General features: G+C 49.5%; 19 protein-coding genes. 18 read left to right on the top strand and 1 reads right to left on the bottom strand.

Annotated features, from left to right (window positions below):
• The first annotated feature begins 20 nt into the window (after positions 1-20).
• From AC3B4V_RS04740 to AC3B4V_RS04705, 8 genes are all read left to right on the top strand, one after another.
• Entirely contained in the window at positions 21-245 is a 225-nt protein-coding gene (locus AC3B4V_RS04740) for a YpiB family protein (RefSeq protein WP_488377911.1), read from the top strand.
• 92 nt (positions 246-337) lie between these two features.
• On the top strand, positions 338-550 hold the full coding sequence (locus AC3B4V_RS04735) for an IDEAL domain-containing protein (protein ID WP_488377910.1): 213 nt from the start codon (positions 338-340) through the stop codon (positions 548-550).
• Between the two features lie 181 nt (positions 551-731).
• Positions 732-1,172, top strand: a complete 441-nt coding sequence (locus tag AC3B4V_RS04730; RefSeq protein WP_023468632.1) for a DUF2487 family protein — start codon at positions 732-734, stop codon at positions 1,170-1,172.
• Positions 1,173-1,276: 104 nt separating this feature from the next.
• The gene (locus AC3B4V_RS04725; protein WP_035396830.1) at positions 1,277-1,783 is read left to right on the top strand and encodes a ubiquinol-cytochrome c reductase iron-sulfur subunit; all 507 of its coding nucleotides are present in this window, start codon (positions 1,277-1,279) and stop codon (positions 1,781-1,783) included.
• A 3-nt stretch (positions 1,784-1,786) separates the two neighbouring features.
• Positions 1,787-2,458, top strand: coding sequence for a menaquinol-cytochrome c reductase cytochrome b subunit (gene qcrB / locus AC3B4V_RS04720; protein ID WP_012370658.1), 672 nt, complete (start codon positions 1,787-1,789; stop codon positions 2,456-2,458).
• A gap of 40 nt (positions 2,459-2,498) precedes the next feature.
• Complete coding sequence (locus tag AC3B4V_RS04715; RefSeq protein ID WP_055968607.1) at positions 2,499-3,290, top strand: menaquinol-cytochrome c reductase cytochrome b/c subunit; 792 nt, start codon at positions 2,499-2,501, stop codon at positions 3,288-3,290.
• Between the two features lie 54 nt (positions 3,291-3,344).
• Positions 3,345-3,947 carry a DUF1405 domain-containing protein gene (locus AC3B4V_RS04710; RefSeq protein WP_251138171.1) on the top strand — a complete coding sequence of 201 codons (603 nt, stop codon included), beginning with the start codon at positions 3,345-3,347 and terminating at the stop codon, positions 3,945-3,947.
• A 45-nt stretch (positions 3,948-3,992) separates the two neighbouring features.
• Positions 3,993-4,673 (top strand): zinc metallopeptidase, encoded by a 681-nt coding sequence (locus tag AC3B4V_RS04705; protein WP_023468628.1) that lies wholly within the window; start codon positions 3,993-3,995, stop codon positions 4,671-4,673.
• Between the two features lie 42 nt (positions 4,674-4,715).
• Here the strand turns inward: AC3B4V_RS04705 and AC3B4V_RS04700 are convergent, their stop codons facing one another.
• Positions 4,716-5,603 carry a YitT family protein gene (locus AC3B4V_RS04700; RefSeq protein ID WP_029342000.1) on the bottom strand — a complete coding sequence of 296 codons (888 nt, stop codon included), beginning with the start codon at positions 5,601-5,603 and terminating at the stop codon, positions 4,716-4,718.
• 170 nt (positions 5,604-5,773) lie between these two features.
• Here AC3B4V_RS04700 and bshA point away from each other — a divergent pair, with 170 nt between their 5' ends.
• From bshA to AC3B4V_RS04650, 10 genes are all read left to right on the top strand, one after another.
• Complete coding sequence (gene bshA / locus AC3B4V_RS04695) at positions 5,774-6,916, top strand: N-acetyl-alpha-D-glucosaminyl L-malate synthase BshA (RefSeq protein WP_050677434.1); 1,143 nt, start codon at positions 5,774-5,776, stop codon at positions 6,914-6,916.
• Positions 6,903-8,036 (top strand): CCA tRNA nucleotidyltransferase, encoded by a 1,134-nt coding sequence (locus AC3B4V_RS04690; RefSeq protein ID WP_488377909.1) that lies wholly within the window; start codon positions 6,903-6,905, stop codon positions 8,034-8,036. Before bshA ends, AC3B4V_RS04690 begins: the two co-directional genes overlap by 14 nt.
• Positions 8,006-8,977, top strand: a complete 972-nt coding sequence (locus AC3B4V_RS04685) for a biotin--[acetyl-CoA-carboxylase] ligase (RefSeq protein WP_350468305.1) — start codon at positions 8,006-8,008, stop codon at positions 8,975-8,977. The genes AC3B4V_RS04690 and AC3B4V_RS04685 overlap by 31 nt, the downstream gene beginning before the upstream one ends.
• Before the next feature lie 248 nt (positions 8,978-9,225).
• The gene (panB, locus tag AC3B4V_RS04680) at positions 9,226-10,065 is read left to right on the top strand and encodes a 3-methyl-2-oxobutanoate hydroxymethyltransferase (RefSeq protein WP_050677432.1); all 840 of its coding nucleotides are present in this window, start codon (positions 9,226-9,228) and stop codon (positions 10,063-10,065) included.
• Positions 10,062-10,892, top strand: coding sequence for a pantoate--beta-alanine ligase (panC, locus tag AC3B4V_RS04675; RefSeq protein WP_290719921.1), 831 nt, complete (start codon positions 10,062-10,064; stop codon positions 10,890-10,892). Before panB ends, panC begins: the two co-directional genes overlap by 4 nt.
• Before the next feature lie 2 nt (positions 10,893-10,894).
• Positions 10,895-11,278, top strand: a complete 384-nt coding sequence (panD, locus tag AC3B4V_RS04670) for an aspartate 1-decarboxylase (protein ID WP_029341994.1) — start codon at positions 10,895-10,897, stop codon at positions 11,276-11,278.
• Between the two features lie 105 nt (positions 11,279-11,383).
• A complete protein-coding gene (dinG, locus tag AC3B4V_RS04665; protein WP_488377908.1) occupies positions 11,384-14,197 on the top strand; it encodes an ATP-dependent DNA helicase DinG in 2,814 nt (937 codons plus the stop codon).
• A gap of 62 nt (positions 14,198-14,259) precedes the next feature.
• Positions 14,260-14,430 (top strand): YpmA family protein, encoded by a 171-nt coding sequence (locus AC3B4V_RS04660; protein WP_012370646.1) that lies wholly within the window; start codon positions 14,260-14,262, stop codon positions 14,428-14,430.
• On the top strand, positions 14,427-14,894 hold the full coding sequence (locus tag AC3B4V_RS04655; protein ID WP_023468619.1) for a hypothetical protein: 468 nt from the start codon (positions 14,427-14,429) through the stop codon (positions 14,892-14,894). The genes AC3B4V_RS04660 and AC3B4V_RS04655 overlap by 4 nt, the downstream gene beginning before the upstream one ends.
• Positions 14,895-14,908: 14 nt before the next feature.
• Complete coding sequence (locus AC3B4V_RS04650; RefSeq protein ID WP_058704903.1) at positions 14,909-16,090, top strand: pyridoxal phosphate-dependent aminotransferase; 1,182 nt, start codon at positions 14,909-14,911, stop codon at positions 16,088-16,090.
• The last annotated feature ends 23 nt before the right edge of the window (positions 16,091-16,113 follow it).

Genomic DNA, 16,113 nt, shown 5'->3' with positions numbered 1-16,113 from the left:
GAGAAGGGAGTAGGATTGAGATGATAGAGAGAAAGCAGCGATTCTTACGCCGCATCTTGACCTATTACACGTTAAAGCGACGGGAAGCGAAATGGATCATCGATTATTGGCTGCGCAATGAGGCAAAACTCGAGCAAGTACACTTCGTTCAAAATGCGACCTTCGCTCCGAAGGCAATCATCATGACGACATACGGATTCGACGCAGAACCGTTTCTCTTCAAAAAAGGGGATGTCACGACGTAGATCCAGAAAAAGCGTATCATGACATCCGCCTGACCTCGGAAGATATCTATATCGAGTTGAACTTCCAAGGTATGATGATGGATGACGAGTATTTGTCTTTACTAGAAGAAAATCCGTTTCGCCCAGAAGTTGCTGTTGAACCGCGCTTAGCGGATGAAGCGACACATTTCATCGCGGTCACGGTCAATCGGCAGGAAGAAGAACGTTTAGTCCGCTTGATCGATGAAGCGCTGGATGCACGCGATCAACATCGATTCCACTCTCTTTCCGAACAGTTACGGCTCGTTCGAAGTCAACTTCCTTAACAGAAGGACTCTATTGCCCAGCAGAGGTAGTAGGGTCCTTTCGTATGTGAAGATTTGTGCAAAATATGAAGAAAAATAGAGTGGAATTTCATAAAACGTTCACATTAAGAGAGTAGGAGGAAATGCGGATATGATACATTAAATGTGACGAATTGTAAGTACGAAGAAAGGGGGAAATGACTTGCGTTTCAAACCATCCGACGTACAGCGGACACGAAGCGAGCAAGCGTACATCGATACGCTGATCGTGCCTTTGCTTCCGGTCGGTTTCGATGAGGCGATGCATGCTTACGCGGAATGCGCAGACATGACATTGACGGTGGCGTCCGAAGTCGAACGCCAGCTATCCGGACGGGCGTTGCTCGTTCCTGCTCTGACCTATATCGATGCACCGTCGATCGAACAGTTGGAAGGATGGCGTCAAGCGGCTGCTTCCGGGCAATTCCGTTTCATCACCTTCATCACTGCTGATTTAAGGTGGAAGGAGACTGCCGCCGAAGAGATTATCTACGTGCCACGTCTAGCTCTTGAGACGATGAGTCGTGACCAACAAGGTCAGATGGTCGGGAATTTCGTAGGACAAGTTCTCGAACAGTTAGGAAACCGTTGGACCGCGCTATGAAGCGGTTGACGCAATGATTTTATTAAGATACTATTACCATGTGAGAAATTTGTGTGAAGTACTGTCGTCTTGGGGCACAGCGTACATCACAAGGGGGGATCGAGATGGCTCAAAACGGGTCTAACGTAACACGTCGTCAGTTCTTGACGTATACATTGACAGGCGTCGGCGGTTTCATGGCTGCGACAATGGTCATGCCGATGGTCAACTTCGCAGTTGATCCAGTCCTGAAGAAATCAGGAGCAGGCGATAAAGTAAAAGTAATGAAGTTGTCGGATATCACGACAGAACCAAAACGGGTCGACTTCAAGAAACAAACGCAAGATGCGTGGTATGAGTTCGAAGAAACATTGTCTGCTTGGGTGTTCAAAGATGATAAGGGAGAAATTTTAGCCCTCTCACCAATTTGTAAACACTTAGGTTGCCAAGTCAGCTTCGGCGCAGATCCGACGCACCCGGAGCAATTCTATTGCCCATGTCACTTCGGACGGTATACGAAGGATGGCACGAACGTACCTGGTACGCCTCCGACGAAACCACTCGATGAGTATGAAATGCAACAGAAAGATGGTTACCTCTACCTTGGTAAACCAGTCGAAAGAGGTGCGTAAGCGATGATGCAAAAAATCTATGATTGGATCGATGAGCGCGTTGACATTACGCCGCTTTGGCGAGATATCGCCGATCATGAAGTACCGGAGCACGTCAACCCGGCACATAACTTTTCAGCTTTCGTTTATTGTTTTGGCGGATTGACGTTCTTTACGATCGTCATCCAGATTCTTTCGGGGATGTTCTTGACGATGTATTACGTACCGGACATCATCAACGCACACGCGTCCGTCTACTATCTTCAAAATGAAGTCGCACACGGACAAATCGTTCGTGGTATGCACCACTGGGGTGCGTCGGTCGTTATCGTAATGTTGTTCCTACATACATTACGTGTCTTCTTCACTGGTTCATACAAGAAACCACGTGAATTGAACTGGGTTGTCGGAGTGCTCTTGTTCTTCGTCGTCTTAGCTCTCGGTCTGACAGGATACCTATTGCCTTGGGACATGAAAGCGTTGTTCGCGACAAAAGTTACGATTCAGATTGCTGAAAGTATTCCGGTCATCGGTGGTATCGCGAAGACCCTCCTTGCGGGTGGAGAAATCGTCGGCGCAAGTACAATCGCTCGATTCTTTGCGATTCACGTCTTCTTCCTTCCTGCAGCATTGTTCGTCTTGCTCGGGGCCCACTTCATGATGATCCGTAAACAAGGGATCTCTGGACCACTTTAAACCGACTATCATCTAGACAACAAAAAAGGGGGAGAACACGATGCATCGTGGTAAAGGAATGAAATTCGTCACCGATTCACGGGTGTCGATCAACAACCGGATGCCGAACAAGTCGAAAGACTACTCGGAATATCCAGGTCGAACGGAAGCGTTCTGGCCAAACTTCTTACTTCGCGAATGGATGGTTGGAGCGGTCTTCTTGATCGGCTTCATGACATTGACAATCGTAGAAGCAGCACCACTTCAAAACATTGCCGATCCGACGAATACGTCGTACATTCCACTTCCGGACTGGTACTTCCTATTCCTCTATCAGCTCTTGAAATACCAATTCGCTGCAGGTCCATACATCTTGATGGGAACGGTCATCCTCCCAGGTCTTGCGTTCACAGCACTTCTCGTCGCGCCATGGCTCGACCAAGGTCTTGAACGTCGTCCTGCGAAACGTCCGATCGCAGTCAGCATGATGCTCCTCGCAGTCGTCTCGATCGTCTTCTTGACTTGGGAATCTGTTCAAACGACTCACTGGGATACAATCCATAAACAAGGTGAATTGACGATGAACGAAGGACCAAAAATTGATACATCGGCTAAAGGATTTGAAATTTATTCGAATCAGTCATGTGTCAACTGTCACGGTAAGAACCTCGAGGGTGGCGCAGCAGCGCCGGCACTCGTTGGTACGAAAAAGACAGAAAAAGAAATTTATGATATCGCAGTCAAAGGTATCGGTTCGATGCCTGCTGGTCAGTTCAAAGGATCAGATGCCGATCATAAAGAACTCGCGAAATTCATCGCTTCATACGGTGAAGGCGGCGAAAACAATAAATAAGCCAAAAGCCGGGGGAGCAATCCTCCGGCTTTTGTCGATGATGAGGTGAAACGATTGCAAGGTATTTTGACATTACTCCGACATAAAGCAGTACTCTGGATTGTCGGGTTGATCAACTTAGCAGGCACATTATACGGTTACTACTGGTATGAACCACAACTCGCAACGTCGAAGTGGTATTACTATCCGTTCATTCCGGATAGCCCGACTGCATCCCTGTTCTTTACGATCATCGTCTTTCTTTGGATTTTCGGACGACGTTCTCGCTTGTTTGAAGCGCTTGCGTTCGTGACACTGATTAAATATGGTGTCTGGGCAGTCGTCATGAATGCGTTGATGTTGAATCAACTCGGAACGGAGGATCCGTTCTTAACAGCAATGGCACTGATGTTGATGGTATCGCACGGAGCGATGGCGTTCCAGGCGTTATTATACAGTCCGCTGATGACGTTTCGTGTCAAGGAACTCGTCCTCGTCGCCATCTGGGTCATCCACAACGATGTCGTCGATTACGTCCTCGGACAATGGCCGCGTTACCCGGCACTTGCGGAGCATATCCAGTGGATCGGATATGGTTCCTTCTGGTTGACCGGAATATGTCTTTTGATGGGATATCTGCTCGTCGCGCGCGATTCAATTGACAATAAGATCACTTGAACATAAAATAGACCTATAATCAAAAAAAGAAAGGAACGATGTCTCGTGGCAAACTATTTGATCTATCTCGCGATCATCATCATCGTCCCGATCTGGGCTCAGATGCGGGTGCGGAGCACCTATAAAAAATATCAAGATGTTCCGATTCAGAGTGGGGTGACGGGAGCGCAGGTCGCAGACTTCATCATGAAGCAGAACGGCATCACGAACGTCCGTCTTGAGCCAATCGGTGGAACAATGTCCGACCATTATGACCCGACGAACAAAGTCGTTCGTTTGTCGGAAGACGTCTATTACGGTTCGACGGTCTCAGCCGTTTCGATCGCAGCGCACGAAATTGGTCACGTCATTCAAGATGCGACGGATTACAACATGATGCGTGTCCGTCACCGGATCGCACCTGTCGCGTCGATCACATCGAACTTATCGTTTCCACTGTTATTGATCGGTCTGTTCGCTGGTTTCAGTGGTCTTGCGATGCTTGGTGTCGTCTTGATGCTTGGTGCCGTCATCTTCCAACTCGTCACGTTACCGGTCGAGTTTGATGCCTCAAATCGAGCGATGGCGCAGTTGACGGAGCATGGTATCATTGATGCCGAAGAAGAACGTGGTTCACGTCGTGTCTTGAATGCAGCGGCTTGGACGTACGTGGCAGCAACACTCGTTGCCGTTGCCGAGTTCCTTCGTCTCGCACTGCTCGTCTTCAACCCGTCAAGTGATGACTAAAACGAAAAACACGGATTGCTCGTTTGAGCGATCCGTGTTTTTTTACGTTTCTTTGATTGGGACCCGATTTTCGTCGAACGTGAAACCTTCTCCCGTTACTTCATAGACGTCATGCAACGTGATGAAGGCGTGCTGGTCGACACTTTTAACGAGCGTCTTCAAGCGATTGATTTCATTGCGAGCGACGACGACGTACAGTACTTCGAGATCCCGTCCAGAGTAACCGCCTTTCGCGATCAGACGGGTCGTGCCACGATTCATCGTCGCATGAATGCCGTCGGCGATTTCCGTCCGGTGATCACTGATGATCATCGCTGCTTTACCAGCATAAGTGCCCTCTTGCATCCAATCGATGACGCGAGCGCCGACGTAGACGGCAAGTAACGTATACATTGCTTGTTTGTAATCGAGATACGTCAAGGATGCGACGATGACGAAGAAATCGAAGATCAAGAATGTTCGACCGATCGACCAACCGAAGTAGCGTTTCGTCAAACGCGCGATAATATCGACGCCACCTGTCGTACCGCCGTTGTTGAAAATGATACCAAGACCAACTCCGATGAATACACCCGCAAAAAGCGCAGCAAGCACCATATCGTCGCGCAGGTCTATGACGAGAGGTGAATACTTCGCAATCAATCCATACCAGAAGGAAAAACTGAATGTACCGATCAACGTGTAGACGAAGGTCGTCCGACCAAGAATTTTATAACTGACGAAAAAAAGTGGGACATTCAATACTAAGTTCGTGATCGATGGAGACCATCCGAACAGTCCTTTTAAGATCAAGGTAATCCCAGTAAAACCGCCTTCTGCTAACTCATTTTGAACGTTAAAATGATAAATACCAAAAGCAAAGATGAATGATCCGACCAAAATCCAGAAAATGTTCTGGATCCGAATCGGAAATTGGAATGGAGGTGCCATTTCCGTATGCTCCTTTCAAATCAAGACTCTTTCTCTAGGGTAACGGCACGGTCGGAAAAAGACTAGCTTTTCCTATGAAAATCAGTCGAAAAGTGATCAGTATGGTCATTCCGATTGATATTGCTTAGAATAGAGACGAATAGAAGTCATAAAGAGAGTGTGGTTTTATCATGAAAAAAGCAATTGGGATTCTTTGTTATCCATCCGTCGGCGGGAGTGGGGTCGTCGCGACGGAACTCGGTATGAAATTAGCGGACCGTGGACATGACGTCCACTTCATTACGTCGAGCATGCCGTTTCGCCTGACGGAATATCGGCCAAACATCACGGTCCACTTGGTTGAAGTCAACCAGTATTCCGTTTTTAAATATCCACCATACGACATTACGTTGGCGTCAAAAGTCGCAGAAATCATTGATTTATTCGATCTTGATGTCATCCATGCCCATTACGCCGTTCCGCACGCGGTCTGTGCTGATCTCGGACGAAACATGGCAAAGAAAAAAGGCGTCGCCGTCGTGACGACGTTACACGGGACGGACATCACGGTCATCGGGCAAGACTTAGAGATGCAACCGGCAATTCGGTACGGTATTGAACGATCAGACGCGGTCACGGCCGTCTCCGAGAGTCTAGCGCTTGAGACGAATGCGACGCTTAACGCACACTATGACATCGATGTCATTGCGAACTCGATTGATGAGAGTGTCTATTATCCGATGCGGGATGAACGCTTGAAGCGGCATTACGGCATCGAAGCGGACGAAGTCGTCGTCATTCATATCTCGAACTTCCGACCGGTCAAACGAATCGATGATACGCTTGCAGCGTTCGCCATTGCAGCGAAAGACCGGAAGATGCGTCTGTTACTCGTCGGGGATGGTCCAGAGATGGGACAAACGAGACGTCGCGCAAAGGAACTCGGCATTTACGATAAAGTGATCTTTGCAGGTAAACAGGAACACGTCGCGCAATTGCTCGCCATTAGTGATATTCATGTCCTGTTGTCTGAAAAAGAAGCGTTCGGACTCGTCGTCCTTGAGGCAATGGCAATTGGGGTCCCGAGTGTCGTCTCGACAGCAGGTGGCTTACCGGAAGTCATCCAGGACGGATTAACCGGATATATCGTTCCGACTTACGACGTCAAAATGGCTGCGGCACGAATCGGTGAACTCGCGGATGATCCGATGTTACGGGAACGGATGGCAGAAGAGGGCATTCGTGATACGCGTCGTCGTTTTGATTCGAATGAGATCGTCCGTCGTTATGAACAAGTCTATGAACGGGTGTGTGCGCGTCATGAACTTGCTTGAAGGGGCACATCATATCATTCAGACGATCGAGGAGGCCGGTGGTGAAGCCTATATCGTCGGTGGCGCCGTTCGCGACATGTTACTCGACCGGACACCAGGAGACTATGATTTAGCGAGCTCGATGTTACCGGAACAGATCATCGACTTATTCCCTGTCGTCATTCCGACAGGACTCGAGCATGGAACCGTGACGGTCGTTCTCAACCACGTGCCGTACGAGATCACGACGTTCCGCTCGGAAGCAACGTACAGCGATCGCCGGCGACCGGATGCGGTGACGCTTGGTGTTAGTTTGGAAGAGGATTTGACCCGGCGAGACTTTACGATCAACGCGATGGCACTCAGACCATCAGGACGTGTCGATCTGTTCGGAGGAGCGCGTGACATCGAAGAGCGAATCATCCGGACGGTCGGCGAACCAGCCGAACGTTTTAATGAAGATGCACTTCGAATGATGCGGGCGTTCCGCTTCATGAGCCAACTGGATTTCTCGCTTGACGAGCCAACTGAACAAGCAATCGTTAAACTCGCTCCGCATCTAGCGGCCGTTGCGATTGAGCGGATCGCGATCGAGTTCGAGAAACTCTTACTTGGTCCTGGAAAACAGCGGGCGTTACAGGCGATGTTCCGGACAGGAATCGAACGCTACCTCCCCGGTATGACTTCAGAAATCGTCAAAGGGCTAGCGCAGCAGTCGTTTCGGGGTGTCTCAAAAGATGCCGTCTGGACACTCGTACTCGATGCCGGTCTTGCGAAAGATCAATTGACGCGCTGGAAACGATCGAAACATCAAGTGCAGCTTGCAACGCGTTTAACACCTCTGTTACACCGACCATTACAAGACTGGGATCGTTATCAATTGTCGGATGAAGAACTGATGATCCTTCGGGAAATGACAGGAACGGATTATCCGGAGCGATCAGACTTACCGATCCGCAGTCGTAAAGAGCTCGCTGTAGACGGAAAAGACATGATCCGCCTCAGTCTTCAAAAACAACAGATCAAAGAAGCACTTTTGCATTTGGAATACAATGTCGTCACCCGCGCTTGCCCAAACGACCGCGTAACATTATTGAAGGAGGTAGAGCGATGGCGCACTCAGTCCGAGAACAAATCTTGATCGCACTTCGTCAGCGGACGTGGTACTCCGGACAGGAATTAGCAGAGACGTTAAATATTTCACGTACCGCTATTTGGAAACATATGCAAACCTTGAAGGAAGAAGGATACCAGATCATCTCGAATAAAAAACAAGGCTATCAATTAGTCGATGAAGGCGATTTGCTGACGCCGATTGCGATTGAACAATGGTTAACGACAGCGCGTCTTGGTCGCCACATCCTTCATTTCGAAGAACTGGACACGACGCAGCGGATTGCACATGAGCAAGCGCAACAGCAAGCGCAGGAAGGAACACTCGTCGTATGCGATCACCAGACGAATGGACGCGGACAGCTAGGGAGAACGTGGCATGAGGCGAAAAATGAGGGCATCGCGATGAGTCTACTCGTCCGACCAGATGTACCGATGCACCAAGCAGGTCAATTAACGCTCGTAGCAGGTATTGCACTTGCACAGTCTCTCCGGACATTCGATGTTCCAGTTACGATTAAATGGCCGAACGACATCTTGATCAACGGTCGTAAGGTGGCAGGCATCTTGACGGAAATGCAGACCGAGGCGGATCGGATCAGTTCAGTCATCATTGGCATCGGCATCAATGTGCATCACGAGCAGTTTCCGGAAGGGATCGAGGACCGTGCTACCTCGCTCGTCCGAGAATCAGGAAGAACTTTCCGACGTGCGGAGGTCGTCGCGACTTTCTTGAATCGATTTGAACGACTATACACGCAGTGGCTCGAGCTAGGATTCGGATCTTTCGTCTCGGAGTGGGAAACACTCGCAGATCGCTTGCATGAACGAGTGACGCTACGGACACGTCAGATGACCGCTTCCGGAACATTGCTCGGTATTGACGAGACGGGCACGATTCGGATTGAGACGGAAACGGGGGAGACCCGTTTCCATTCGGCAGAGCTGATTTACTGGGAAAAAGAATAAAGGTTTGAATCAGACGGTTTGCAGAGAGCTTTTCCCGTCATGTATAATAAAACCACGGATGGTATCCGCTTGCCGGAACCATACCGAATTGACAGGTGCCAGTTTTAGCTGTTTCAACTGCCTTGATCTTAACGGACAGGGACAGAAGGACGATATTCAATTATTCCGCCTTCTTTTCCGCATGCATTTATTTTGGAGAAGAAGGCGTTTTCCTTTTGTCCTCCCTACACACGTAAGGAGAGAACACGATGCACACAATGGGTCCATTACTCAAAAAACAACAAGCTGGAGAGAAGCTCGTCATGTTGACGGCGTATGATTATCCTTCAGCAAAACTATCGGAAGCAGCAGGAGTCGATATGTTGCTCGTCGGCGATTCCCTCGGGAACGTCATCCTCGGCTATGATTCAACGATTGCCGTCACGGTCGACGACATGGTTCATCATGCGCGCGCGGTACGCCGCGGCGCACCACAGACGTTCATGATCGTCGATATGCCGTTCGCAAGTTATCATGGTTCATTTGATCGCACGCTTGAATCAGCGGCGCGTATCTTCCAAGAATCGCAGGCAGATGCCTTGAAGCTGGAAGGGGCAGGGGAGATCTTAAAGACGATTCGTCGTTTGACGGACGCTGGGATGCCTTGCGTCGCGCATCTCGGATTAACACCACAATCCGTTGGTGTCCTTGAAGGATTCAAAGTCCAAGGGAAATCATTAGAAGCAGCCGAACAACTGATTGCAGACAGTTTGGAAGCAGAGCGTGCCGGAGCGAAGATGCTCGTCCTCGAATGTGTACCGCATCCGCTCGCGAAACGCATTCAAGAGCTCCTCTCGATTCCGGTCATCGGCATCGGTGCTGGCGCAGACGTCGCCGGTCAAGTACTTGTCTATCATGACATCTTGACGTATGGTGTCGGTCGTTTACCGAAGTTCGTCAAAGCGTACACGGACTGGAATACTTCAGGAACGGAAGCAATCGCTGCTTACGTCAAAGACGTCAAAGCCGGTGCCTTCCCTGAACTAGCACACTCGTTCCAGATGGACGAAGAACTGATTGGTGCGCTTTATGGAGGGACCAAAGAATGAAAATCATCCAGGACGTCCAGACGTTACGCGAACGTTTAGCGGGAGCCGGTTCAATCGGTTTTGTACCGACTATGGGATTCTTGCATGAAGGGCATGCCTCCTTGCTCAAACAAGCACGACAAGAGAACGATGTCGTTGTCTTGAGTATTTTCGTCAACCCGACACAATTCGGACCAAACGAAGATTTAGATCGTTATCCACGAGACGCGGAACGCGATCAGAAGATCGCGGAGGCAGAAGGGGTCGATTATCTGTTCTATCCGACGAACGAGACGATGTATCCGCTGGATATGGCCCGTGTTACGGTCCGCTCCGGTGATGATGTCTTATGCGGCGCATCACGACCAGGACATTTTGATGGTGTGTTGACGGTCGTCAGCAAACTATTGAACGTCGTCCGTCCAACCCGTGCATATTTCGGCTTAAAGGATGCACAACAGCTCGCATTGATTGAAGCGTATGTCGCTGATTACTTTGTTCCGGTTGAGATCGTCCGTTGCCCGATCATCCGCGAAGCGGATGGTCTAGCAAAATCGTCACGCAATGTCTATCTATCGGAAACAGAGCGGGCGCAAGCACCGGGCATCCAGCAGGCGTTGCAACAAGCGAAACAAGCACTCGATCAAGGGGTGCCTGTTGAAACGGTTCTCGAGCGGACGCGCGAAGCACTTCAATTCGAAGGGACGACGATCGATTACGTCGAAGCCGTCGACTACCCGTCACTAAGACCCGTCACTGAACAAACGACGACGATTCTCTTAGCTGTCGCCGTGCAGTTTGCATCGGCACGCTTGATCGATAATTTACTATATACGAGAGGAGCATGACGATGTTACGCACATTCATGCACGCTAAACTACACAAAGCTCGGGTCACCGAGGCAAACTTACACTATGTTGGTTCGATTACGATCGATGAAGATTTACTCGATGCTGTCGGGATTCTTGAAAATGAAAAAGTCCAAGTGACGAACAATCAGAACGGTGCACGGATTGAAACGTATGCGATTAAAGGTGCTCGTGGTTCAGGTGTCATCTGTTTGAACGGTGCGGCAGCTCGCCATTTCCAAGTCGGAGATGAGGTCATCATCATGGCGTACGCGCAACTATCGACGGAAGAAATCGCGACACATGTTCCAAAAGTGGCTGTTCTAAATGAACAGAACGACATCAAACAAATGTTGTCTCAAGAAATCGCCCACACGATCTTATGAAATTTTAGAGACCCGATCATGTCAGCGGGTCTCTTTTTTTGTTAAGATGAAGAATGAAATGCCATCCGGTCATGGAGAGGATGGATAAAAGGTGGAGGATCAGTGTTGAAGAAAAAGTACGTCGTAGTCGACCTGGAAACGACAGGTCATTCCATAAAGGCTGGCGATGAGATGATTGAGATCGGCATGGCGGTCATTGAAGATGGACAGTTGACAGAACAATTGTCTGCCTTCGTGCGTCCGACCCAACCGATTCCTCCGTTCATTTCCCAGTTGACGGGCATCACGGATGAGGATGTCAAAGAGGCCGAGACATTCGATGTCATTGCACCGCGTGTCTTATCATTGCTCGATGGTGGTGTCTTCGTCGCACATAATGTGCAGTTCGATTTAAACTTCTTAAACGATGCGTTAGAAGAGGAAGGATACTTGCCGTACACAGGTCCTGTCATCGATACGGTCGAACTCGCACGAATCTTACTTCCGACAGCAGAAAGCCACGCGCTGTCGCATCTGTCAGAGTCATTACACCTTGCCCATCAAGAAGCGCACCGGGCAGGGAGTGACGCTTCGGCGACGGCTGAATTGTTGCTTGAACTACTCAAACGACTACATACGTTGCCGCTTGAGACATTGAAGCACTTAAGACGTTTATCACCACGCCTGTTCAGTGCCATCGAAGAGGAAATCGACCATGCGATTCGTTTAGTCGGCATCGAGGAGGATTCACAGTTTGATCGTTTTCGAAAAATCGCTTTGAAAAAACGCCAGACGACAGAGCGGTTGGCACATCCACCCGTTCTTGAACCGTTCGGACCATTCGTTGATGAATTGAATGCCGTGACGTTCCCTCGTTTATTCGAAGGATATGAAGAGCGACGTGGGCAGCTCGAGATGATGCGTCATGTCTATCAATCGCTCGATCAAGAAACGCCGTTACTCGTCGAAGCGGGAACGGGAACCGGGAAATCGCTCGGTTATCTTGTTCCGGCAGCGCATTACGCGCTCGAACATGAAGTCCCGATCGTCGTCAGTACGCACACGATTCAATTGCAGGAGCAACTGTTCGCGCGTGATTTACCGCTCTTGCGTCAACTGTTCGATGCGCCGGTCCAGATTGCATTGCTTAAGGGACGAAGTAACTATATTGATTTACGGAAATTCGAATTTTTCTTGAATGATCAAGAGGATGCTTATAACTTCACGCTCGCAAAAGCGATTCTGCTCGTCTGGTTGACGGAGACGGAAACGGGAGATTTAGAGGAAGTCAGCTTACCAGGCGGTGCAGCGCAAGGCAATATCGGCATTAAACAGTTGATCCAGTCTGATAGCCAATCGCAGCTCGGACGATTTGACCCGTGGTACAGCCGGGACTTCTTCCAACATGCGATTCGCCAAGCAAAGGATGCGACGATCATCGTCACGAACCATGCCTTGTTGTTTAGTGACCTGCAGTTCGAAGCAGGGGTCTTGCCGAAAGGAAGTCCGTTGATTCTTGACGAGGCACACCAAATCGAAGAAGTCGCGAGCCATCATTTTGGTCTTGTCTTTGATGGACATACGTTTGATCGTCTGTTCCGACAACTCGGGTATTCGTCCGATAAAAAATTATTACACCGCTTGCTCGATCTGTCGGAAGAATGGGACATCGCTGAGATGGTCGAAGCCCATAGTGAGACAGTCGATGAGGCACTGACGACGTTACTCGAAGAAGCAGACGGTCTATTGATGATCATTCAAGCGTACGGGCTTGAACTGGCTTCTCGCAAAGCACGACGGGAAGGAATGGTCAGCATTCGCTTCAAGCGACTCGACCGTTCGATGCGTGCCGTCCAGGAAAGTGCCAAGCGGGTTGAATTGGTGTTGCGGCGTTTGCGTCAAGCAATCCGGGCGATTCATAAACTGTTCCATGAACACCGGGAGCAGATGAGTTATCGCGAACGCTCACTCGTCGCGGATTTAAAAGCGATCACGTCACAAATCGAAGAAGCGGAACTCGCCATCTTCGAGACGATGCTTGCCCCGCACGATGAGACGGTATCTTGGATCGAGACGTCTGTTAAGAACCGGAAACTAACACGGGTCTACACACAACCAATCGACATTTCAGAGCGACTGCGACGCGATGTCTTTTCGAAACGGACGTGTATCCTGACGTCTGCGACGCTGACAGTCTCGAACAAGTTCCAGTTCATTGAGAACCGTTTAGGGCTCGATGCGTTTGAGACACGTCGTTTCGTCGTTCCGTCGCCGTTCGGATATGCCGATAACGTGCGATTGATGATTCCGACGGATCTCCCGCTCCTACAGGATGTACCATTGCCGGAATTCGCAGAGACGATTGCGGAAGCCATCTTACAAATCGCAGAGGTGACGGAAGGACGGATGCTCGTCTTGTTTACCTCAAATGACTTGCTAAGACTGACGCATGAAGCGACGAAACCGTTACTACCTGACCGGTTTACGTTACTCTCGCAAGGGGTCACGCAAGGTTCACGGCAACGACTGATGAAACAGTTCAAGCAACTCGACGCCTGTATCTTGTTCGGGACGGCTAGCTTTTGGGAAGGGGTCGATATCCCAGGAGATGATCTCAGTTGTCTCGTCATCGTCCGACTACCGTTCGCGCCACCGGATCAACCGATCGTCCAGGCACGCTCGGAACGGATCGAAAAACTCGGGAAATCATCATTTTTCGAATACAGCTTACCGCAAGCGATCATTCGCTTTAAGCAAGGCTTTGGTCGCTTGATCCGGACGACGAACGACCGAGGTGTCGTCTTCGTACTTGATCGCCGGATTGAGACGACGCGTTATGGAAAACGGTTCGTCACGAGTCTGCCGAAAGTACCTGTTTTATCAAAACCACTTGATGAACTGACGGCAGAACTAGAATTGTTCTTGAATGATGGCGATTAAGTCTATTCAGATAAACCCTATCGCATTATAATAGATAGAGAAAAATGAGGGAGGACATACAGATGGATTCAAAAATTGAAACACTTGCGACCGTCAAAGTGAACCGCCATGACGATACGTATAAAATCGTCGACTTATTGAATCGGACACTGAAAACGGAAGATTTAATGTTCGGTCTTGCTCTCGATGAAAAAGACAAGGAGCAGATGGTCTTTACCATCTACCGCACATGAAGTGGAAAATCACGCTTGGTCTGCTAAGTGCACTCATCCTTTTGACTGTACTTGGCACCGCCGTTTATCAGGTGACGATCGCTGAGGCAAAAGACCGGGAACAGAGCGTCGCCGAACAAGCAGAGGCGCGTCTGAAAAAAGAACTCAAACCGACGGACGTCCGGTTCGAATCTGTCTTTAACGGGAAACGTCAATATGTCGTTTTTACGATGAAGCAGAATGGACAGGCGGTACGGGCGTTCGTTCCGAAAAAAGGAACGATTGAGACACGACCAGTTGCTGATGGTATTGCCATCAAAACGGTCATCGCGGATCATCCGGAACTAGGAGACATCGTGTCTGCTAAGTACGGCTTTGAGGATCGTGCCGTCATCGAGATTGTTTCAAAGACGACGACAGGCTATGATTATTCGTATTACACGTATCAAGAAGGTTCTTTCATCAAACGATTACGAATCAAGTAAAGGGAGTGGGCGACATGTTATCGAAACGCGTACGACAATTGACACCATCTACGACGCTAGCCATCACAGCGAAAGCCAAGGCACTACGTGAAGAAGGTCAAGACATCATCGGTTTAGGTGCGGGAGAGCCCGACTTCAATACACCGGAATTCATCATCCAAGCAGCATTCGAGGCAGCAGAAGCGGGCGATACGAAGTATACGCCGTCTGGCGGAACGGTTGCCTTGAAGGATGCAATCATCGAAAAGACACGCCGTGACTTATGGATGCCATACGAACGCTCAGAAGTCATGGTCGCTTCAGGAGCAAAGCATGCACTATCAACGTTGTTCCAAGCGATTCTCGATCCAGGCGATGAAGTCATCGTCCCAGCACCATACTGGGTCAGTTATCCAGAGCAAATTAAACTCAGTGACGGCGTACCGGTCATTTTAGAAACGGACGAATCGTCTCGCTTCAAAGTGACACGGGAATTGCTCGAGCAACACATTACCCCAAAAACGAAAGCACTCGTCTTGAATTCACCATCGAATCCGACAGGAATGGTCTATTCGAAAGAAGAGCTCGAGATGGTAGCAGATGTTGCGATCAAGCACGATCTACTCGTCATCAGTGACGAGATTTATGAAAAGTTGCTCTATAATGGTGCGACACATATTTCGATCGCGTCCTTGCCAGAGATGCGCGAACGGACGGTCATCATCAATGGTGTCTCGAAGTCCCATGCGATGACAGGCTGGCGGATCGGGTATGCAATCGGACCGAAAGAGATCATTTCAGCGATGACGAACTTAGCGAGCCATTCGACGTCGAACCCGACATCGATTGCGCAAGCAGCATCGGTTGCTGCGTATGCAGAAGGCGATGCACCGGTCGAAGCGATGCGTGTCATCTTTGAGGAACGACTTGAGAAAATCTATGCACGACTCATTGAAATCAAAGGATTGACGTGTCTGAAGCCAGAAGGGGCATTCTACTTGTTCCCACATGCAAAGCAAGCTGCCGAGATGTGTGGATTCGATAATGTCGATGACTGGTGTACAGCTGTTTTATCTGAAGCGAAGGTCGCCTTGATTCCAGGTTCAGGATTTGGTGCACCGGACTATGTCCGCCTATCTTACGCGACGGATCCGGCACGTGTCCTAGAGGCACTCGACCGGATTGAAGGATTCATCACGGCACATACAGCCGTTTAATAGAGAGAGGATGTTGACTGTTG

It is taken from the genome of Exiguobacterium sp. E17S (assembly GCF_057772545.1).
The sequence above is the reverse complement of the archived record's forward strand: the minus strand, read 5'-3'. Positions and strand labels throughout refer to the sequence as shown.

What these genes read in the sequence shown, in the direction of transcription:
- qcrB (WP_012370658.1), top strand. Translation starts at nt 1,787, where the DNA reads ATGATGCAAAAAATCTATGATTGGATCGATGAGCGCGTTGACATTACG.
- panC (WP_290719921.1), top strand. Translation starts at nt 10,062, where the DNA reads ATGAAAATCATCCAGGACGTCCAGACGTTACGCGAACGTTTAGCGGGA.
- AC3B4V_RS04655 (WP_023468619.1), top strand. Translation starts at nt 14,427, where the DNA reads ATGAAGTGGAAAATCACGCTTGGTCTGCTAAGTGCACTCATCCTTTTG.
- AC3B4V_RS04685 (WP_350468305.1), top strand. Translation starts at nt 8,006, where the DNA reads ATGGCGCACTCAGTCCGAGAACAAATCTTGATCGCACTTCGTCAGCGG.
- AC3B4V_RS04740 (WP_488377911.1), top strand. Translation starts at nt 21, where the DNA reads ATGATAGAGAGAAAGCAGCGATTCTTACGCCGCATCTTGACCTATTAC.
- AC3B4V_RS04700 (WP_029342000.1), bottom strand. Translation starts at nt 5,603, where the DNA reads ATGGCACCTCCATTCCAATTTCCGATTCGGATCCAGAACATTTTCTGG.
- panD (WP_029341994.1), top strand. Translation starts at nt 10,895, where the DNA reads ATGTTACGCACATTCATGCACGCTAAACTACACAAAGCTCGGGTCACC.
- panB (WP_050677432.1), top strand. Translation starts at nt 9,226, where the DNA reads ATGCACACAATGGGTCCATTACTCAAAAAACAACAAGCTGGAGAGAAG.
- AC3B4V_RS04660 (WP_012370646.1), top strand. Translation starts at nt 14,260, where the DNA reads ATGGATTCAAAAATTGAAACACTTGCGACCGTCAAAGTGAACCGCCAT.
- bshA (WP_050677434.1), top strand. Translation starts at nt 5,774, where the DNA reads ATGAAAAAAGCAATTGGGATTCTTTGTTATCCATCCGTCGGCGGGAGT.
- AC3B4V_RS04650 (WP_058704903.1), top strand. Translation starts at nt 14,909, where the DNA reads ATGTTATCGAAACGCGTACGACAATTGACACCATCTACGACGCTAGCC.
- AC3B4V_RS04715 (WP_055968607.1), top strand. Translation starts at nt 2,499, where the DNA reads ATGCATCGTGGTAAAGGAATGAAATTCGTCACCGATTCACGGGTGTCG.
- AC3B4V_RS04690 (WP_488377909.1), top strand. Translation starts at nt 6,903, where the DNA reads ATGAACTTGCTTGAAGGGGCACATCATATCATTCAGACGATCGAGGAG.
- AC3B4V_RS04725 (WP_035396830.1), top strand. Translation starts at nt 1,277, where the DNA reads ATGGCTCAAAACGGGTCTAACGTAACACGTCGTCAGTTCTTGACGTAT.